This is a genomic window from Phycisphaeraceae bacterium (genome assembly GCA_015709595.1).
In the GTDB taxonomy this organism is placed as follows: Bacteria; Planctomycetota; Phycisphaerae; order Phycisphaerales; family SM1A02; genus CAADGA01.
In genome coordinates, this window is record CP054178.1 from 1,112,979 (window position 1) to 1,132,451 (window position 19,473).

Below are 19,473 nucleotides of genomic sequence, written 5' to 3' on the forward strand. Positions count from 1 at the left end.
CGCCGACTCCCGTCCGGCGCCGACGCGTCGCGGCCGGACGCCCCGGCCCGGCAACCCGCGCCGTGAATCGCCGTGGAGGGGTTTGCCGCATTGACGGCCATCGCGCCTTTCCCTAGCATCGCCGATTCGCGCCATCCGGCGCGCGGACCTGCTGCCGGACTTCCCCCCGTCGGAATGTGATCGGACCATGCGCACCGCGGTCATCAGCGACATTCACGGCAACCTCGAAGCGCTCACCGCCGTGCTTGCCGACATCGACCAGCGGAAGGTGGATCGCATCATCTGCCTGGGCGACATCGTGGGGTACGGGCCCAACCCGGTGGAGTGCGTGGATCTGGTCGCCGCCCGCTGCGCCTGGTCGCTGATCGGCAACCACGACTTCGGGGTGCTCTACGAGCCGACCAACTTCAACTACGCCGCCGAGCAGGCCGCCTACTGGACGCGACGCCAGTTCGAGCAGGAGCCGGACAAGGACAAGTCGCGCGTGCGCTGGGACTTCCTGGGTCGCCTGCGCGTGCGCGTGACGGAAGGGCCGTTCCTGTTCGTCCACGGCTCGCCCCGGCGTCCCATCAACGAGTACCTCTTCCCCGAGGACGCCGTCAACTCGCCGGTGAAGATGGAGCAGATCTTCGAGCGCATCGACCGCTTCTGCCTGGTGGGTCACACGCACGTTCCGGGCGTGTTCACCGACGAGCCGGATTTCTACCCCCCCGCCGACCTGGACCAGGTCTACACCTTCGTGGAGGGTGAGAAGGCCATCATCAACCCCGGTTCGGTGGGCCAGCCGCGCGACCTCAACCCGCGCGCCAGCTACGCCATCATGGACGAGGACCGCGTCGAGTTCTTCCGGCTCGAGTACGACGTGGAGGCCGTGGTCGCCAAGATCAAGGCCATCCACGAACTCACCGACTGGCTGGGTGAACGGCTGATCGAGGGGCGGTAAGACACGCGCCGCGCGAGGCGACCAGCGGGCTCGATGCCGTGTCGATCCGCGGACCGAGTCGAACACCCGGTGACGATCGGACAACACCTGGGATGGGGCCGGAGGTTCACATGCCCCGGGCGATCAGCAGCACCAGCAGCACGGTGGCCACGCTGGCGGCGAGAACGCTCACGAGCACGGTGTGGCGCCCCCGGTCGGTGCGCTTGATCGAATCCACCAGCTGCTTGCCGCCGCCCACGGTGATCAGGGGCAGCCGCACCAGCGAGCGTTGCCACTTCGCCAGGGCGACGCCGCGGTGGGCCTGCACGCACAGCACGACCACATACCACGCGAACACCGCCAGCAGCCCGGTGCTGAGCACGGGGGCATTCTCGTTGGCCACGATGTAGAACAGCCCGGAGGCGAAGACCCAGATGAGGAAGAACGCCACGTATGAGCCCAGGTCGGCGGGCGTGCGGCGACGGGGCTTGGAAGGCCCGCCCCCGGGATCATGGGTGTGGGTTTTTCGTCGCCCGGACCGAGACATGCGGCCCCTCTCCATGTTTTCCTGAGGAACAGCGACGTGACGCCCGGCCCCACCCGGCGCCGGACGGCTCAGCCGCGCGACGACGCCGCCCGACGATAGGCGACGGAACCCGGTCCCGCCGTCGCCATGGGAGCCGCCCATCCGCTCCGGTCGCCGCGCTGACCCAGCCGATCGCCGACGCGGTCGCCCGCGCCGGACACGGCCCGGTCGATGGCCTCGATGACCCGTTGGGTGGCGGTGATGGCGTTGTCCAGCGCGCTGCGTCCGGTCACCTGCTTCAGATGGTCGCACCGACCCGTGCCGGACAAGGCGGTTTCGAGGGTGTCACGGTCGCGCAGCAGCCGGGCGAGGAGTTCGCGGGCGCGATCCCGCATCCGGATGGCCTCGTCCACGTCGGCGCCGGCGGATTCCAGTGTCGTGCTCATCGGGGAGCCCTCGTTCCGGTGGTCGCCCCTCGTCCATGCCAGGCGATCAACCTCGGATTGTCACACCATGCGACGGCGAGTGCAAGTTCACCAGCCATTCACACGGGCGAAACAGATTCTAGGCGGAAATCCTCTGTCGATCCGCGCCTCGCCTGCACCAGAGGCCGCCGCATTTCAGGAACCAGACCCCGGATTTCCTCGGCGAGTTCGTTCGGGTCGCTGGAGCGAATGTCGGGTGAAAGACAACGGACCATCCGCTCAATATCTTGAGGGTCTGGCTGTGGCAACCCCCAGATATCGATGTCGCGGTGTCGAGTGGGCCGCAGGGACTCGCTATCGCGGGCCAGTTCCTCGAACAGTTTTTCGCCGGGACGTGCCCCGGTGATGACGACCCGGATGGCGCCAGGGGTTGACGAAGGCGAGTTCTCGGACGTCCCGTGATCCAGCACCGCCGTCAACCCATGCGCCGCGGCGTAGCGGCAGCACATGTCCAGCACGTTGACCGGGTCGCCCATGTTGAGGACGAAGACCTCCGCTTCCGCCGCGATGGGGTCGGCCAGGGCCGCCGCCTGAAGCACCAGGGCCGCCGCCTCGGGAATCGTCATGAAGTACCGGGTCATGCGCGGGTCGGTCACGGTGAGCGGCCCGCCCTCGGCGACCTGCCTGGCCCACACGTCCAGCACGCTGCCCGAGGAGCCCAGCACGTTGCCGAACCGGACCATCGAGAACGCCGTCACCGCGCGCCGGTGGGCGTCCTGGATGTACATCTCCGCCAGCCGCTTGGTCGCCCCCATGATCGAGGTGGGGTTGACTGCCTTGTCGGTGGAGATCATCACGAACCGCTCCGCCCGGCAGCCGATGGCCGCGTCGGCGACCGACTTGGTGCCGAACAGGTTGTTGTCCACCGCAGCAGCGGGGTGATCCTCCATCATCGGCACGTGCTTGTGAGCGGCGGCGTGAAGAATGATCTCGGGGCGCACCGCGTTGAACAGCCCGCGCGTCGCGTCCGCCAGGACCACATCGTGCAGAATGGGTCTCCGGGGCAGCGCCGGGTGGAAGCGCGCGATCTGGCGATCGATCTCGAACAGCGCGTTCTCGCTGCGCTCCACCAGGAACAGCCCCGACGGGTCGTACCGAGCCGCCCGTCGGGCCAGTTCGCTCCCGATCGACCCCCCCGCGCCGGTGATGAGCACACGCCGCCCGGCGAGCAGGCCGGCGACCGATTGCTCATCAATGACGCGCGGCGGACGGGCAAGCAGGTCGTTCACATCCACCGTGAAGTGCGTGCGAGGCCCCACGCCGTCGAGCTGATCCTCGATGGTGGGGAAGAACCGGTCCGGCACGCCCGCCCGGCGAAGCCGCGTGCGGATGGACTGAATAAGGTCGGTCATCGCCGCGGGCAGCGAGACGATGGCCAGCGCCGGCCGGCGCCGGGCGAGGATGGCTTCCATTTCATCCACCGCCCCCAGGATGGGAGGCGCGTGACCCGCCGCGCTCGCGCCATCCCCAGCCGACCCGCGGCCATGCTTCCCACCATCCGCCGCACCCCCCCTGCCCGCAGGGCGATGCGACGTCGCCAGCACCCAGCCGATCGTGACGGGCCGAGGGTCCAGCAGGTCCAACTGCCGCTCCACCCGCGCGCAGGTGGCGCGCTGGCCGATGATGATGACCGCGCCGCCTGCCCGGTGCGGACTGGCGATGTCGGACGACGAACTGGTGACGATGCGATGGCTCAACGCTCGCTCCATGAGCGCGATCTGCTGACACGGGGCTCCGACCCGTGTCCGGGTGGCGCCTCCGGGTGGCGAGACGCTCCGCGTCGCGTCCGTATCCGGGGTGCGCCCGGCGGCGCGTCCTGCGCCGCACCCTTCCATGTCGGCGATTCCCCCCCTTCCGGTCGAGAAACGCACACCCCATCGTCGCCTGACGCCCTCGCGACATGCCGGCAATGGTCCTGACGGACTTTCCTGCCGATGATGGTGGACCATGAGCCGCCTCGAGACGCCCGTCCCCGCCGACCACGCCCCCGGCGCCCCCGACACCCCCGGTACGCCTGGTACGCCTGGTGAGACGGCGGACGCCGCCGGGCACGCCACCACCGACGCATCCGCCAGATCGCCCAGGCCCGTCCCCCGCTGGGCCATCCACCGGCGGCTCTACGACTGGGTTCTTTCGCTGGCCCATCACCGGCACGGCACGTGGGCGCTCTTTCTGCTGAGTTTCGCGGAGTCCAGTTTCTTTCCCGTGCCGCCGGATGTGCTGCAGATCGCGCTCACGCTCGAGAAACGCGAGCGGGCGTGGTACTTCGCCACGGTCAGCACCATCGCCAGCGTGCTGGGAGGACTGCTGGGCTACCTGATCGGCTGGGGATTCTGGGAGGCGACGCAGGATCTCTTCTACCGCTACGTGCCGGGCTTCACGCCGCAGGTGTATGACAAGGTCCACGGGCTGTACGACCAGTACAACTTCTGGATCGTCTTCGCCGCGGCGTTCACGCCGATTCCCTACAAGGTGTTCACCATCGCGGGGGGCGTGTTCGGCGTGTTCCTGCCCATGTTCGTGGTGGCGTCGCTGGTGGGGCGCGGAGCGCGGTTCTTCATCGTCGCCGCCCTGCTGTGGAAGTTCGGTCCGCCCGTCAAGGGCTTCATCGACCGCTGGTTCAACCTGCTGTGCGTGGTCTTCACGGTGCTGGTGGTGGGCGGGTTCGCGCTGCTGAAGTTCGTGCTGTGACGGCACGGAGCGGCGTAGACGGCGACTTCACGCGCAAGGGTTGCCGCCCGGCGATGCGGCGCCGTGAGGCCGGGGTCTATCATCGTGCGACATGATCCACAAAGAACTCGACCACCAGAGCATGCTGCTGGCGGCGCGCATCGCGCGTGAGCTGCCGGAGAGGCCCGAGTGGATCGAAGCCGCCCGCGCCAACCTGCGCCGATGGATGGCGCGGAACGCCGACTCGCCCGGCCTGCGGCGCGCCTACCAGGAATGGCTGACGCTGCTCGAACAACCCGTGGACAGAATCTGCCAGGCGATGCTGGCCTCGACCGATGAAGGACAGCGACTGCGGCAGAACTCTCCCTTCGCGGGCGTGCTGTCGCCGGGCGAGGTGTGGGCCATCAAGCGATCGGCACGCCATGAACATCGCGCAGCTTGAACATGTCCTCCGGGCAGCGGCGGCGATCACCGGAACCGACCGGTTCGTAGTGATCGGATCACAATCCATTCTCGGAACAATCGCCGATCCTCCGACCGATCTGACGCAATCCGTTGAAGTCGATCTTGCGCCGCTGAGCTGTCCGTCAGACGCCGATCTCATCGATGGATCGATTGGCGAACTCTCGCCGTTTCATTCAACATTCGGCTATTACGCCCACGGGGTGAGCATTGAAAGCGCGACGCTCCCGGACGGCTGGGAGTCACGGCTGAAGGCGTTATGCACGCCATTGACCGGCGGCGCCACGGCGCTCTGCCTCGAACCGACCGATCTCGCCGTGGCCAAGCTCGTCGCGGGGCGCGACAAGGATGTCGCGTTCATCACGGTCCTGGTGCGCCATGGGCTGGTCACGATCGACGGGATCCGAAGCCGCCTGCGCGACACACGTCTGGCGGAGCCGTTGAGAGCGGCGACCGAAGCGCGGCTCTGACGCATCGAGCAGTCGTATCTCGAATGATGCGGCCCATGAGCCAGCGTCGTCATCCATGCTTCATCCGCCGCTACCGGCCCCACCCCCCACACTCCCACCCACGCGGCTGAGCACCATCACGCGGATCTCCGTCATGTCCTCGATGGCGTAGCGCACCCCCTCGCGCCCCAGCCCGGACGCCTTCACCCCGCCGTAGGGCATCGAGTCCACGCGCGTGGAGGGAACGTCGTTGATCACCACGCCTCCCACCTCCAGTTCATCAAGCGCCCGGAAGGCCCGGTGAATGTCGCGCGTGAACAGGCCCGCCTGAAGCCCGTAGTCGCTGTCGTTGACGCGGCGCAGGGCGGCGTCGAAATCCCTGAACCCCTCCAGCGTCGCCACCGGGCCGAACACCTCCCGGCACGACACCTTGGCGGCGGCGTCCACCCGCTCCAGCAGCGTGGGCTGGAAGAAACTCCCCTGCCGCTCCCCGCCGCACAGCACCCGCGCCCCGCCCTCCACCGCCTCCTGCACCCACGTCTCCACGCGGCGGGCCTCGCCCTCGCTGATCATCGGACCGAGCGTCGTCGATTCCTCCATCGGGTCGCCCATCCGCAATGACGCGATGCGCCCCAGCAGCCGCTCGCGCAGATCATCCAGAATCGTCTCGTGCGCGATGATCCGCTGCACGCTGATGCAGCTCTGCCCCGCCTGGGCGAACGCCCCCGTCACCAGCCGGGCGGCGGCCACGGACACGTCCACCGTGTCATCCACCACGCACGCCGCGTTGCCCCCCAGCTCCAGCGTCACCTTCTTGCGGCCCGCCCGCGACCTGAGCATCCACCCCACCGCCGGCGAGCCGGTGAAGGAGAGCAGCCGCAGACGCTCATCCTCGCTCAGCAGGTTCAGCCCGTCCTTCACCACCGGCAGCATGCTGAACGACCCGGGCGGCAGGTCCGCCTCGGCGAGAATCTCGCCCAGCATGATCGACGTGACCGGCGTGCGCGGATCGGGCTTCAGGATGAACGGACACCCCGCCGCCAGGGCCGGACCCACCTTGTGCGCCGCCAGGTTGAGCGGAAAGTTGAAGGGCGTGATGAACGAGCACGGCCCCACGGGCACGCGGCGGGTGATGGCACGCAGCCCCTCGGAGCGGGATGAGAGGTCCAGCGGCAGGTACTCGCCGCCGATGCGCGTCGCCTCCTCGGCGGAACGCGTGAACGTCTCGATGGCGCGGGCCACCTCGACCCGGGCCTCGTGGATGGTCTTGCCCGTCTCACGGACCAGCATGCGGGCGAAACGATCCGCGTCGCCCGCCAGACGCTCCGCCACGTGCCGCAGCGACGCCTGACGCCGATGCGAAGGAAGCCGACGCAGCGGGGCGGCGGCGGCGACCGCCGCGTCAATCGCCCGGTCCACCGCGGCGGCGTCCGGCGCCGCGACGCGGGCGAAGACCTCGCCTCGATACTTGTCCAGCACGACCAGATCGGCGTTGGGCGATTCCGCCCGCCCCGCAAGAACGTACGGCAGCGTGAGCATCATGCGGGATTGTTGGCGGGCGGCGCGGACGGGGTCGGATCCCCGCTGCCGGTGTGTGCTGCGGCTGCCCAGCCGTGCGAGCGACCCGCAATGCTCGTCTCCGGTGGTGCGGGCGTCCCGCCCGTGCTGGCCGCCCTGAGCCCGGTGTGTGGCCCCCTCCGTGTCCTCCGTGCGCCTCCGTGGTGAACCCGCCGGGGGTTTTCGGACCAGCGCATCCCTGACACATGCGGGCCGCATTCGTGAGGTTGCGGAGTTTGCACTGAGGGATGGAAGCAGCATCCGAAGGAATGCGGCGGTTTCTCGTCAGGATGGAGGGTCCGCACGAAGGGATGGGCGGTCCATCCGAAGGGATGAACGCGTTTCACGTCGGGATGGAGCGGGCATTCCTCGAGATGAACGCTCCATCCCTCAGAATGAACGCGGCATGGTGCAGGGATGCGCGCTGCGATTCGAGGATTGTACTGCTCATGCGCAAACAACCGGCGCATCGCAAAGTCACGAAGGGCGCCCTAGGCCTTGGCGGCGTGGTTTTCGGCGGGAATGGCGGTGGGAGAGAAACGCCTTCAGTGTTGATGAGAGTGCGGCGTTGTCTCGAGTTTGGCACTCCCACACCACGAGCACGCGCCACCCATCACGCCGTAGAGCGCGGATGGCGCGCCGGTCACGCTCCACGTTGCGGCGCAACTTCGGAAGCCAGTAGCTTCGATTCGTCTTTGGTTGGCGCGCACCACGCGGGCATCGGTGTTGATGCCAGTAGCACCCGTGAACGAACACCACGGCCCGAAGCCGGGGAAACGTCAAGTCGGGAGAGCCGGGCAAGTCGCGTCGCTTGAGCCGGAATCGGAAGCCGAGAGAGTGGGCGACGGAACGAACGATCCGCTCGGGCGTGGTATCGTGCGAGCGGACGCCCCGCATCGCCCGGCTTCGTGCTCCGGGCGAGAGGTTGTCCACTTCACTCCTCCTCCCCGTCCTCCTCATCATCATCCGGGAGTTCTAGCGCCGGGGGCACGTCGATGAGAAGGGACATATCGGTTTCGGCTTCCTCAACCCGCCGGTTGTACTCCGCGACCAGTTGGGCCAACTCATCGCGCAATCGGTCGCGGCGGAACTCGGACAACTCCGCCATGTTCTGCCCGACGAATGACTCTATCGACTCCACCATGATTCGATCAAGGATGCCTTGTTGCCGGGCCAACTCCCGCGCGGCGGCCAATCGACCATCCGGCACCAAGAGGACGGCGGACGTGCCCGCCATCAAGTTGGCCCCGCACTTCGCGCAGACTTCCAGGGTTGGGCTGATCGTCACATGGAAGGCGGCATCGCCAATCTGAAAGTCGCCCACGCGCCCGGACTGTTCATCGGCCGCGCTCCCCGCAAAGTTGGTGATCGTCGCATCCGGGAACCGCTGCGCCAACTTGGCCCCTACAAGGTGTTGCGCAACGTAGTCGGCGCGACCCTTCTTCTCGGCCACCGCGAGAATGCTGGCAATGAACGTGCGGGCCGGACTCGTGGGATTGAATTGCACCTTGATCCGCTCTTGCTGGAAGTAGTCATTGACCCGCTCAGTGAGGTAGGCTTGCATCGCGTGCAGACCCGCCACACGCTCCGCTTCCGTGACACGATCAAGTCGCGCTCCGGCCACCGCTTCAAGCAGTGAGGCGACAATCGCGTGATTCCCGCGATTGGTCCGCCCGCCTTCCTTCAGGAAGGTTCGATTCTCGCCATGCGCCGCGAGCACCTTCTGAATCGCCCCCTTGCCCATGCCTGCAATCTGCCCCCTCTTCTTCGTGACGTGGGCGTTTGGATCAAGGTCAAAGCGAGTCTTCAGAATCTCCAGCACCACGATTGCCGCCGCTACCGCGCCGCGAGGCGGAAGCGGTTTATATCGCCGGTCGGGTTCGAGTTTCCCGAACCACTCGGCGATGACCTTGCGCGATGCAACTTCAACACTCATCGAAGGGCTCCCACCACGGCGGCGCGACGCGAGCCCGCGCGCAAAGAGGCGAGAGCCGGGTTCAAGTAGTGCTCCGCAATCCATGAGATAGCCGGGACGCAGACCGCGTCCCCGAAGCCGAAGAATGCTTGATTGTCGGGTACTCCGATGGTGAACTCATCCGCGCCCATAAGCCGCGCACACTCGCGGGGCGTGAGGAGGCGAGCGGCGTACCGCCCATACCCCGCCTTGAAGAGAATCTGTCGCCCGCTCCCTCCCTTCGGGGTGCGAAGACACCCCGCAATCCCATCGGTGCGGAGTTCGCCCATCGACCGCTTCTCCCCGTTCGCTTGCATCCGCACGCGCCGGAAGACAGTGGCGTAGGACCATCGGCGCTTTGCAATCATGGCGTCCGCCGTGTTGCGGTGCCGTTCGGAGAACTGGTTGTAGAGGTAGTCCGCCCGCTCGCGGCTCCACCACTCGGGCGCATCGTCGGGGAGGTTCTCCAGAATGTCCGGGAGGAGCCGCTTCGACCGCTCCGGGGGATCGGGCAAATCCCGGAGTTGCCAACGGATGCCGGGGTGATCCGCGATGAATCGCCGGAGGAGCGCCGGGCGGATGCGCGACTCCGGCGCGGAATCCAGCGCGTCCGCATCCGGGATCATCGACGCGACCACAAAGAGGCGGGGACGGCTTTGGGGCACGAACCATCGCGCATCGAGTACGAAGGCATCGACCGCGTACCCGAGTTCGTTGAGAGCCTCCAATGCGGCTCGGAAGTCCGCGCCGCCGTGGGAGGTGAGGAACCCGACCACGTTCTCCAGCATGACAAGCGGGGGACGGCGAACCTCCATTCTTCGCATCAAGGAGACGAATCCCCAGAACGCCGAGGACTGCGATCCGTTCAAGCCGTTTCGACCGCCGGCAACTGACAGATCGGTACAGGGAAATGACGCCGTCGCGAGTTCAACGCTCGGCACGTCGTCTTCGTGGACTCGATGAATGTCGGCGAGGTGGAAATGCTCGTTTGCATCGCCAAAGTGGCGGTCGTACATCGCGCGTTTATCGGCATCGATGTCGTTTGCGTAGGCAATTCCCCACCCCTTCGCTTCCAAGCCCATTCGCACCAGCCCGATGCCCGCAAAGAACTCGGCGAATCGAAACCCTCCCACTGAGCTGCGGGACGACATGTACCCAAACCTCGGCTGCACAGGAATCATGCCGACAGGATACCAACCTTGTTCCGAACAAGCGAGAGGAGGGTCGATGTCGCAAGTTCACCGCTCATCTGAAACTCGACTCGCAACAGGCGGCCAAGCGCCCGATATTCGAATGGGCTGTTCCTTCGGGGCGCCTGCCGCATGTCAAACTCATCGCGCCCACTGCGCACTTCCCCTACCGCCCGAGCCGCTGCGGGACGGACGGGTCCGGTCCCTGCGGCGCGATCATCTCAAAGTCGATCTTCAGGCGCTGGATCTCGGTTCCATCCGCCTGCCGCTCGAACATGAGCATCGTGTAGTGCGTCTCGTCGGTGAACACGGTGCGGATGCGGTACAGCCCGCCGCGGCCGTCGAGCAGCGTCTCGGGCCAGTGCCACTCGATGGTGTTCTCGTCGATGAGCGTGATGGGCCCCCGCGCCATGGCGCCGTTTTCGTGAATGCCGGTGAACTCGACGCCCCCGCCCATGCTGGCGGGCAGCCGGTGAATGAGCGTGGCGGCGTGCTCATACGGCCCGGCGCCGACATCCAGCCAGCCGCGCGAGACGATGCAGACGCCGTCCGGCCCGTGGTGGGCGGCGTTGCGCACGCGGAAGGTGGCTCCGTCCGGTCGCGCGCTCTGGTGGACCCACTCGCCCTTGGCGAAGCGGCCGACCAGTTCCATGACGCGCGCGTCGCGCTGGGCGACGTCCTTGATCTCGAACATCTGCTTGAGTTGATCAATCACGTACTGGTTGCCGCTGGCGAAGAACGCCCGCATCCGCTGCGACTTCTCATCCGCGGTGTACCCCATGCCCATGAAGGTGACGCGGGTGCGATCCGGGCCCAGTTCATCGAGCAGGATGGTGGACCAGGTGTCGCCGATCACGTCCTTGAAGGGGAAGTCCGCCGGCGCTTTCGTGCAGCGGATCGAGAGCATGCGCCCGGGCGCGTAGGCGAGAATGGTGTTCTCGATGGTGTATTCATCGCGCAGGGTGGACTGGGGGTTGTAACTGGAGCGGATGACGCCGCCCACGCGGATGTCGGCCTCGAGGTTCGGGGCCCACCACCGGCGCATCCTCTGAGGGTTGGTGAGGGCGTCCCACACCTCGGCGATGGGGGCGCGCAGCACCGCGCTGTGGGTGAGGGGCGAGGTGTCGGGCTCCTCGGCGGACACGGCGTGCGACGCGAGCGCGGCCATGCCTGACAGGGCGGCGATGAGGAGCAGTCGATGAATGGAGTTCATGGCTGGTGACTCTGGAGTGCTGGATGATGGGTGCTGGTGACTGCTGAGGATCACAGGCGGGACGCCTGTGCCACGGACGACTGTGTTACTGATGCCTGTGTTACCGCCACGCGCCCAGAAGCGCTCCGGCGCCAAGGCAGTAGATGAGCTGATAGGCCGCGTCGATGAGGAATGACTGGAGCGGAAAGTGAACCGCGATGGCGCCGGTCAGGCCGACGGCGAAGCAGAAGCCGGTCCAGATGAAGAAGCCGATGACCGCGCCGCCCCCCGCGCCGGTGACGCCGGTCCACTGGATGAGAATCGCCATCACCAGCGCCATCACGAAATAACAGACGATCATGGCGCCGAAGAACATCACGGGCGGGCGCCGGCGCTGCAGTTCCTTCACCGTGGCTTCGTCGTAACCATGCAGTTTCCGCCAGAGCTGGCCGAAGAGCGCGGTGTACCACGCGCCGCCCAGCAGGAAGGTGGCGATGGCTGTCACGCCGACGGCGAGCCAGTTGATCGATCCGGGGTCAAGCACGGGCATTCGGGTCTCTCCAGGCGTCAGGGGGTTGGATTCGGTCGGGTGCGTCCTCGTCCGGCGGCGCTTCGGCGGTGCGTCGCGGGCGGCTCCACTCGCCGCCGTCGGCGAGCAGTCGATCGACGTAGTCGCGCAGCTGCGTGACCGCGGCGTCGAAGGGCGTCAGCGTCTTGTGGGCCTTGGCCTGCATCATGCCGCCTTCCATCACGGTCAGCACGAAGGAAGCAAGCGACTCGCGATCCAGGTCGGTGGGGAAGCGGTCGGCGGCCTCGTCCAGGCAGGCGCGGATGGCGTTTTTCCAGCCGTCGAAGTTCTCGGCGATCCCGCGGCGCACCGCGGGATGGGTGTCGCTCAGTTCCAGGGCCAGGTTGCCGATGGGACAGCCCAGCGAGCAGCCGGTGGCGATGAGCATCTGGCGATAGCCGTCGAGCACGCCGAAGATGCGCTCGATGGGGTCGGTGACGCGGGAGAACACGGGGTCCATCACCGCGGGATAGAGAAGCTCCTTGTACCGTTCGAGCAGCGCGAGCAGCAGATCTTCCTTGGTCGGGAAGAAGTGATAGAGCGATCCGCTGTTGACGGACGCCCTCTTGAGGATGGCGCTGATGCCCGTGGCGGTGTACCCGTTCTGGTGGAACAGCTCCATCGCGGCATCGATGATTCGGTCACGGGAGGAACGTCGAGCGGCGTCGGTCGCCTGGGGGTCGGCGACTGAGTCCGCGCTGGAGGCGGCGGGTTCATTTCCCCCGCTCATCGGGGGTTCGAGGCCGTCGAGTTGGTCGTGGAGTGACGCCATCCATGAGTTGAACGTTCAATCAAGACGAAGGTTGCAGGGATTCAGTCACGGAGGAGCCAGGCGAATCCTCTGCGGGAGTGCTCCGGATTGGTTCAAACGATCGTTTGAAACGGTGCTTCCACCTGCCTACGCTCACCGCCCATGACCATCTTTCCCGGTCCCATTTCGCCCGCCATCACGCGAACCGACACGCGCGAGTCGCTGCTTGATGCGGCGGAAGTGCTCTTCTCCGAGCGTGGCTACGCGGGGGTGGGCATCCGCGAGATCGTCGAACGCGCCGGGGCCAACATCGCGGCGATCAACTACCACTTCGGCACCAAGCGGGCGCTGTACCTCGCCACGGTGCTGCGGCAGATGCTGCTGGGAGACGACCGGCAGACCGCGTGCCAGATGATCCTGCGCGAGGCGGCGCAGCCCAGCGAGGCGCTGGATGACGTGCTGCGCGACTTCATCGAACCGAATCATCGGCTGCTCACCGAGGCGGTGCGGCGGCTGAAGCCGGACCTGACCGTGCCGCAAGCGCGCCTGCACGCCGTGGGCATCATGAGCCAGGTGCTGCATTACCGGCTCTTCCGACCGTTCGTGCAGGGTCTGGGCATTGCGGACCTGGCCTCGCCGGACGAGGTGGATCGGATTGCACGTCACATCGCCCGGGCGTCGCTGGCGTCGCTTGGGATGGAGGGGGAACTCATCGAGCGGTCGCTGCGAAGCGTTCCGTCTCACGCGGGACCGCCGAACCCGCCAACGCCCGCAGGCGAACCTTCGGCGGAGGGAGTTTCATCGTGAAGCACATGTTGTCACAGCGGGGCGATCGGCGTCGGCCGGGCGGCGTCTCGCTCATCGCCTGTCTTCGCCCGACGGGCCGGCGGCCCAGTCCGTGGAAGGGGCTTGCCGCCCTGCCCCTGGCGGCAGTGGCGGCGGCGTGGTCGTCCGCGGTCGCCTCGGCGCAGCAGGGCGGTCCGCCTCCCGCGCCGGTGCGGGTGGACGTGGTGAAGGAGGAGGAAGTCCAGTCGATGCGGCTGGTCACGGGCGACCTGCGCGCCGTCAAGCAGGCCCGCGTCGCCACGCGCCAGCAGGGCGTGGTGACCGAACTGCTGGTGACCGAGGGACAGCGCGTGATCAGGGGAGACGTGCTGGCCCGACAGGATTCCCGACAGCTGCAACTGGAGCTGGCCCAGGTGGAGGCGGACGAGCAGGCCGCGCTGGCGACCATCGAGGAGCGTCGGGCCGACCTGGAATGGCGTCAGGACGATCTCGCCCTGCTGATGGAGTCGCGCTCGGGGGGCGCGGGCAGCCCGAAGGAACTGCTGGACGCGCGGGCGGAGGTCCGCCGGGCCACGGCGCGGCTGGACCAGGCGGAGCGGCAGCTGGCCGTCATCCGCGCCCGCAAGGCCATCATCGAGAAGAACCTGGCCGACACGGTGACGACGGCGCCCTTCGATGGCGTGGTCATCGCGCGGCATGTGGAGCTGGGCGAGTGGGCGGCGGAAGGCGCGGCGGTGGTGGACCTGCTCTCCACCGGCGCGGTGGAGGCGTGGATCAATGTGCCCCAGCACGAGTACGACAACGTCCTGGCCAACCCGCTGCCCGTGCCCCTGCGGCTGGAGTCAACGGGCGAGATCATTGAGGTAAGCGGCGCGCGGGTGCTGCCCAGCGTTGATCCGCGGGCGCGCACTTTCACGCTCATTCTCACGCTGGACCGGCTGGAGCGCCTGGCGGCTCCCGGCATGTCCGCCACGGCGTGGGTGCCCACCAGCGAACGCGAGCGGCGGCTCACCGTGCCCAAGACCGCGGTGCAGTACGCCGACACCGGCGCCATGCTGTACGTGGTGCGCGATGGACCGGGGGGCGCCATCGCGTCGCCCGTGAAGGTGGACATCCGCTTCCCGCTCACGGACCGCTTCGTGGTTCAGTCCCCTGAACTGCGCCCGGGCGACCGCGTGGTGGTGGAAGGCAACGAGCGTCTCTTCCCCGGCAACCCGATCACGCCCATGCCGGCTGACGGCGCTGGCGCGTCCGGGGGCGGGGGCGGTTCCGGGGGAAGTTCCGGGGGAAGTTCCGGGGGCGGGGCGGGAGGCACGTCGTGAACTTCATCCGTCTCGTCATCGCGCAGCCCGTCACCGTGGCGGTGGCGGTGATTCTCATCATCATCGCGGGGCTGGTGTCGCTGGACCGGATTCCGATCCAGATGACGCCCAACGTGGAGGACACGATCATCGCGGTGAGCACCTTCTGGGAAGGCGCCAGCCCCGAGGAGATCGAGCGCGAGATCGTGGAGAAGCAGGAGGAGAAGCTTCAGGGTCTTTCCAACCTGCGTCACATGACCAGTGTGTCGCAGCAGAGCTCGGGGCAGATCCGGCTCGAGTTCGCCGTGGGCACGGACAAGAACGTGGCCCTGCAGCAGGTGAGCGACAAGCTGCGCGAGGTGCCCAGTTACCCGGCCAACGCCGACCAGCCGGTGATCCAGGCCAGCGACCCGCAGAACCGCGACTACATCGCGTGGATCATCCTGGAGTGCACCGACCCGGATTACGACGCCCGGACGCTGCAGGACTTCGCCGAGGACCGCATCAAGCCGGTGCTGGAGCGGGTCGAGGGCGTCTCCGAGATCAACGTGCTGGGGGGGCGCGAGCGCGAGACGCACATCCGCTTCGACCCGCTGCGTCTGGCGCAGTACGGCATCACGCCCTCGGAGTTCGTCGCCGCCATCCAGCGCACCAACCGCAACGTCTCCGCGGGTGAACTCAACGACGGCAAGCACAACGTGCGGCTTCGCACGGTGGCGCAGTACGCCAGCCCGGATGACATCGAGCGCACCGTCATCCGGCTGACGGACGCGGGGCCGATCTTCGTGGGCGACGTGGCGGAGGCGTATGAAACGCACAAGGAGGCCCGCAGTTTCGTGCGCTCCAAGGGCCAGCAGGTCATCGCCATCAACGCCCAGCGCGAGGTGGGCACCAACGTCATGCAGGTGATGGCGGGGCTGAAGGAGGCCATCGCGCGCCTCAACGCCGACGGCGGAGTGCTGGACGTGCATGCCCGCTCCATCGGGTTGAACGGCATGCTGCGTCTGCGGCAGGTGTACGACCAGACGGTGTACATCGAGGATGCGCTGGCGCTGGTGCGCCAGAACCTGTGGATGGGAGGCCTGATCGCCGTCACGGTGCTGCTGCTCTTCCTGCGTTCACCTCGCTCGGTGGCGATCATCGCGCTGGCGATTCCCATCTCCGTGATCGGCGCGGTGGTGGCGATGGTGGCCATGGGTCGCAGCGTCAACGTCATCTCGCTGGCGGGCATGGCCTTCGCCATCGGCATGGTGGTGGACAACTCCATCGTCGTGCTGGAGAACATCTTCCGTCACCTGGAGATGGGCAAGAAGCCCATGCAGGCGGCGTACGACGGCGCCCGCGAGGTGTGGGGCGCGGTGCTGGCGTCCACCCTGACCACGGTGGCGGTGTTCATCCCCATCCTGCTCATCCAGGACGAAGCCGGTCAGCTCTTCCGCGACATCGCCCTGGCCATCTGCGCCGCGATTCTGCTCTCGCTTCTGGTGTCGATCTCCGTGGTGCCGACCACCGCGGCGCGCCTGATGAAGCAGCGGGCGGCCTCGACGGTGAAGCCGGTCGGCGTCAGCGCCGCATCCATGCCGCGGTCGGCCCCCGCGGGGCGCGATTCGGCGGGTCGGCGCGTCCGTCGGGCGGTGCTCGCCGCGCTGCGATGGCCGTTCATGCTTCTCCGCCGTCCCGGACAGGCGGTGGGCGACTTCATCTACCTGGCCAGCGGCAGCGTGATCGCCCGCGTGCTCATCTGCGCCGCGCTGATCACGGGATCGGTGGTCGGCACGTTCACGCTCATGCCGCCGGCGGACTTTCTGCCGCGCGGCAACCGCAACCTGGTCTTCGGGCTGATGATCCCCCCGCCGGGCTACAACGAGGCCACGCAGGTGGACCTGGCCCACCGCGTCGAGGCCACCATGCGCCCGTACTGGGAAGCGAGCAACCTGACGCCCGGCACGCCCGAGCGCGCCCAGGCCGAGCGGAACCTGCCGCAGGTGCCGACCTTCAACTGGATGCTCGGCGCGCCCGGGGATCCCATCACCCCGCCCGTCATTGACAACTACTTCTTCGTGCAATTTGACGACATCATGTTCCACGGGGCGGTGAGCGCGGACTCGAAGCGCGTCACCGACCTGGTGGACCTGTCCAATCACGCCACGCGGGCCGACCAGCTTCCGGGCGTACGGGCCTTCGCCTTCCAGGCGCCGCTCTTCCAGTTGAGCGGATCGACCGGCTCGGCGGTGAAGATCAACTTCGTGGGTGACGATCTCAATCGCGTGTCCCGCGCCACCGAGGCGGTGTTCGCCGACCTCGCCGCCAAGTACATGCCCTTCCGCGTGCAGCCGGACCCCGGCAACTTCAACGTCAGCCGCCCCGAGCTGCACGTGGTGCCCGACAAGCGGCGTCTTGCCGACCTGGGCATGACGCCGATGGACCTGGCCCTGGCGGTGCAGGCCAACGGCGACGGCGCCATCGTGGGCGAGTACCGGCTGGGCGGCGAGTCGATCGACCTGAAGATCATCGCCCGTGACGCGGTGGGGCAGACCTCGATCGTCGGGCTGGAGGACGTGCCCATCGCCACGCCCACGGGACAGGTGGTTCCGCTGGGTTCGCTGGCGCAGATCCGGCGCGTGCCCGGTCCGCCTCAGATCAATCACACGGGTCGTCAGCGATCGGTTTCGCTGCAGTTCACCCCGCCGGAAGGCATGCCGCTGGAGCAGGCCATCACCGAGGTGGAGACCGTGCTGGCGGACCACCGCGCCCGCGGCACCATCGCGGAGGACGTGGCCACTTCGTTCACCGGCACCGCGAGCAAGCTCGAGTCCGTCCGCAACGCCCTGCTGGGCGACGGCACGTTCTTCGGGGCGCTGCGCAGCACGCTGGTGCTGGCCCTGGCGGTGGTGTACCTGCTGCTGTGCGTGCTCTTCCAGAGCTTCACGCGGCCGCTGGTCATCATGGTGAGCGTGCCGCTGGCCACGTTCGGCGGCTTCGCCGCGCTCTTCGCGGTGTTCATCTGGAGCGTGACCGACCGCTACCTGCCCATGCAGATGCTCGACATCCTGACGATGCTGGGCTTCATCATCCTGATCGGGGTGGTGGTGAACAACGCGATCCTGATCGTGCATCAGACGGGCAACTTCATGCGCGGGATCGGCGAGGGCGAAGGCGATGTGGTCGAACCGATGCCCGCGCGGCGGGCCATCGCCGAAGCCGTGCGCACGCGCGTGCGACCCATCTTCATGACCACCATGACCACGGTGTGCGGGCTGCTGCCGCTGGTCATCATGCCCGGCGCGGGATCGGAGCTGTATCGCGGGCTGGGCGCGGTGGTGCTGGGCGGCCTGCTGTTCTCCACCATCTTCACCCTGTTCCTGGTGCCGCTGCTGCTGAGTCTGCTGCTGGACTTCGAAGCCCTGGCGGCGCGGCTGTGGTCGCGCGAGCGGACGGCGACGCCGGTCGCGGTGGCGGCGACCCGTCGCGCGGAGCCGATGGTTCCGGTCGGGGGTGGCGCACCCGGGAGCGTGACCGCCTCACCCGTGCGCGACCCGTCGGGGTGACGGCCTGCGCCTGCCCGCTGGTCGATGGGGCGGGTCGTGCTACGATGGTCGAATCGGCGGACGGAGGTCCGCCTTCGGGGAGCCGCTCGATCCGCCCTTCGCCGCTCCGTCTCCCGGAGACGCCATCGCGCCGCCATGAGAATCCTGGACCTGCTTCATCCCGCGTGCATCAAGGTGCCGCTCGCCGCCGTTGACAAGCACGGCGCGATCGACGAGTTGATCGACCTGCTGGCCGCCGCGGGCCGCGTGCGCCGCGCCGACGACGTCAAACGGGCGGTGTGGGAGCGCGAGACGCAGCGCACCACCGGCATCGGCGAGGGGCTGGCGATCCCGCATGGCAAGAGCGACACGCTCGACCAGGTGGTGGTGGCCATCGGGCGCCCCGCCCAGCCCATCGAGTTCGACGCCATCGACCGCAAGCCCGTGCGGCTGATCGTGCTGCTGGTGTCGCCCCCCCACCGCACCAGCGATCACATCCAGGCCCTGGGCAAGATCAGCCGCCTGATGGGCAACGTGGAGTTCCGCGAGCAGGTGTACAACGCCTCCAGCGCGACCGAGCTGCTGGCGCTGTTCGAGGGGGCGGAGAAGGCCGCCGCGGCGACGCGCTGAGGCGGCCGCGGCGAGCCATGTCGAAGAAATCCGACTCATCCCGCACCGGCGAGCCCCACATCGAGAACCGGCGTGCGCGGCATGACTACTTCATCGACGAAACCATCGAGTGCGGCATCAAGCTGACCGGCACCGAGATCAAGTCCATCCGCGACGGACAGGTGTCGCTGGCCGAGGGCTACGTGCGGGCGACCGAGACGCCGCTGGCGCTCACGCTGCACGGCGTTCACATCGCCGAGTACCCCAAGGCCGGCCCCGCCCATCAGCACAACCCCACCCGACCCCGCGCCCTGCTGGCCCACGCACGAGAAATCCGCAAGCTCGCCGACAGGACCCGCGTGCGCGGCACCACCCTGGTGCCACTGAAGATCATCTTCGTGCGCGGCAGGGCCAAGGTCATCGTGGGCGTGGCGCGCGGCAAGAAGACCGCCGACAAGCGGCAAGACCTCATCAAGAAGGAGGCGAAGCGCGAAATGGACCGGGCGATGACGAAGCGGGGGTAG

The 19,473-nt window shown here is 67.7% G+C and carries 18 protein-coding genes and 1 pseudogene; 9 read left to right on the forward strand and 10 right to left on the reverse strand.

The window, feature by feature from the left end; all coding sequences use genetic code 11:
* The first annotated feature begins 187 nt into the window (after nt 1–187).
* Complete coding sequence (locus tag HRU76_04675) at nt 188–943, forward strand: metallophosphoesterase family protein (GenBank protein QOJ16923.1); 756 nt, start codon at nt 188–190, stop codon at nt 941–943.
* 106 nt (nt 944–1,049) lie between these two features.
* Here HRU76_04675 and HRU76_04680 read toward each other — a convergent pair whose 3' ends face one another.
* The 3 genes from HRU76_04680 to HRU76_04690 all read right to left on the reverse strand — a co-directional run bounded on the left by HRU76_04680 (nt 1,050) and on the right by HRU76_04690 (nt 3,642).
* Nucleotides 1,050–1,469 (reverse strand): hypothetical protein, encoded by a 420-nt coding sequence (locus HRU76_04680; protein QOJ16924.1) that lies wholly within the window; start codon nt 1,467–1,469, stop codon nt 1,050–1,052.
* A 68-nt stretch (nt 1,470–1,537) separates the two neighbouring features.
* Nucleotides 1,538–1,894 carry a hypothetical protein gene (locus HRU76_04685; GenBank protein ID QOJ16925.1) on the reverse strand — a complete coding sequence of 119 codons (357 nt, stop codon included), beginning with the start codon at nt 1,892–1,894 and terminating at the stop codon, nt 1,538–1,540.
* A 98-nt stretch (nt 1,895–1,992) separates the two neighbouring features.
* Nucleotides 1,993–3,642: a polysaccharide biosynthesis protein gene (locus HRU76_04690; protein ID QOJ16926.1), complete on the reverse strand. Its 1,650-nt coding sequence runs from the start codon at nt 3,640–3,642 to the stop codon at nt 1,993–1,995.
* Between the two features lie 238 nt (nt 3,643–3,880).
* Here HRU76_04690 and HRU76_04695 point away from each other — a divergent pair, with 238 nt between their 5' ends.
* The 3 genes from HRU76_04695 to HRU76_04705 all read left to right on the forward strand — a co-directional run bounded on the left by HRU76_04695 (nt 3,881) and on the right by HRU76_04705 (nt 5,535).
* A complete protein-coding gene (locus HRU76_04695) occupies nt 3,881–4,624 on the forward strand; it encodes a DedA family protein (protein QOJ16927.1) in 744 nt (247 codons plus the stop codon).
* Between the two features lie 91 nt (nt 4,625–4,715).
* Nucleotides 4,716–5,045 (forward strand): hypothetical protein, encoded by a 330-nt coding sequence (locus HRU76_04700; protein QOJ16928.1) that lies wholly within the window; start codon nt 4,716–4,718, stop codon nt 5,043–5,045.
* A complete protein-coding gene (locus tag HRU76_04705; GenBank protein ID QOJ16929.1) occupies nt 5,026–5,535 on the forward strand; it encodes a hypothetical protein in 510 nt (169 codons plus the stop codon). Before HRU76_04700 ends, HRU76_04705 begins: the two co-directional genes overlap by 20 nt.
* 60 nt (nt 5,536–5,595) lie before the next feature.
* On the opposite strand, the gene HRU76_04710 is transcribed toward HRU76_04705, so the two are convergent.
* The 7 genes from HRU76_04710 to HRU76_04740 all read right to left on the reverse strand — a co-directional run bounded on the left by HRU76_04710 (nt 5,596) and on the right by HRU76_04740 (nt 12,705).
* Nucleotides 5,596–7,053, reverse strand: coding sequence for an aldehyde dehydrogenase family protein (locus HRU76_04710; GenBank protein ID QOJ19094.1), 1,458 nt, complete (start codon nt 7,051–7,053; stop codon nt 5,596–5,598).
* 495 nt (nt 7,054–7,548) lie between these two features.
* The gene (gene vsr, locus HRU76_04715; GenBank protein QOJ19095.1) at nt 7,549–8,031 is read right to left on the reverse strand and encodes a DNA mismatch endonuclease Vsr; all 483 of its coding nucleotides are present in this window, start codon (nt 8,029–8,031) and stop codon (nt 7,549–7,551) included.
* On the reverse strand, nt 8,006–8,896 hold the full coding sequence (locus HRU76_04720; protein QOJ16930.1) for a DUF4928 family protein: 891 nt from the start codon (nt 8,894–8,896) through the stop codon (nt 8,006–8,008). The genes vsr and HRU76_04720 overlap by 26 nt, the downstream gene beginning before the upstream one ends.
* A gap of 107 nt (nt 8,897–9,003) precedes the next feature.
* Nucleotides 9,004–10,176 carry a DNA (cytosine-5-)-methyltransferase gene (gene dcm / locus HRU76_04725; protein QOJ19096.1) on the reverse strand — a complete coding sequence of 391 codons (1,173 nt, stop codon included), beginning with the start codon at nt 10,174–10,176 and terminating at the stop codon, nt 9,004–9,006.
* Between the two features lie 205 nt (nt 10,177–10,381).
* On the reverse strand, nt 10,382–11,428 hold the full coding sequence (locus HRU76_04730; GenBank protein QOJ16931.1) for an SRPBCC domain-containing protein: 1,047 nt from the start codon (nt 11,426–11,428) through the stop codon (nt 10,382–10,384).
* A 100-nt stretch (nt 11,429–11,528) separates the two neighbouring features.
* On the reverse strand, nt 11,529–11,957 hold the full coding sequence (locus HRU76_04735) for a DUF1761 domain-containing protein (GenBank protein QOJ16932.1): 429 nt from the start codon (nt 11,955–11,957) through the stop codon (nt 11,529–11,531).
* A complete protein-coding gene (locus HRU76_04740) occupies nt 11,944–12,705 on the reverse strand; it encodes a TetR/AcrR family transcriptional regulator (protein QOJ16933.1) in 762 nt (253 codons plus the stop codon). Before HRU76_04740 ends, HRU76_04735 begins: the two co-directional genes overlap by 14 nt.
* Nucleotides 12,706–12,888: 183 nt before the next feature.
* Between HRU76_04740 and HRU76_04745 the strand changes: the two genes are divergently transcribed.
* The 5 genes and pseudogenes from HRU76_04745 (at nt 12,889) to smpB (ending at nt 19,473) form a co-directional block, all read left to right on the forward strand.
* Complete coding sequence (locus HRU76_04745; GenBank protein ID QOJ16934.1) at nt 12,889–13,533, forward strand: CerR family C-terminal domain-containing protein; 645 nt, start codon at nt 12,889–12,891, stop codon at nt 13,531–13,533.
* Nucleotides 13,530–14,834 carry an efflux RND transporter periplasmic adaptor subunit gene (locus HRU76_04750; protein QOJ16935.1) on the forward strand — a complete coding sequence of 435 codons (1,305 nt, stop codon included), beginning with the start codon at nt 13,530–13,532 and terminating at the stop codon, nt 14,832–14,834. Before HRU76_04745 ends, HRU76_04750 begins: the two co-directional genes overlap by 4 nt.
* Nucleotides 14,831–18,202, forward strand: a pseudogene (locus HRU76_04755) (efflux RND transporter permease subunit). Before HRU76_04750 ends, HRU76_04755 begins: the two are co-directional and overlap by 4 nt.
* A 294-nt stretch (nt 18,203–18,496) precedes the next feature.
* Nucleotides 18,497–18,970: a PTS sugar transporter subunit IIA gene (locus HRU76_04760; protein QOJ16936.1), complete on the forward strand. Its 474-nt coding sequence runs from the start codon at nt 18,497–18,499 to the stop codon at nt 18,968–18,970.
* A gap of 17 nt (nt 18,971–18,987) precedes the next feature.
* The gene (gene smpB, locus HRU76_04765) at nt 18,988–19,473 is read left to right on the forward strand and encodes an SsrA-binding protein SmpB (protein ID QOJ16937.1); all 486 of its coding nucleotides are present in this window, start codon (nt 18,988–18,990) and stop codon (nt 19,471–19,473) included.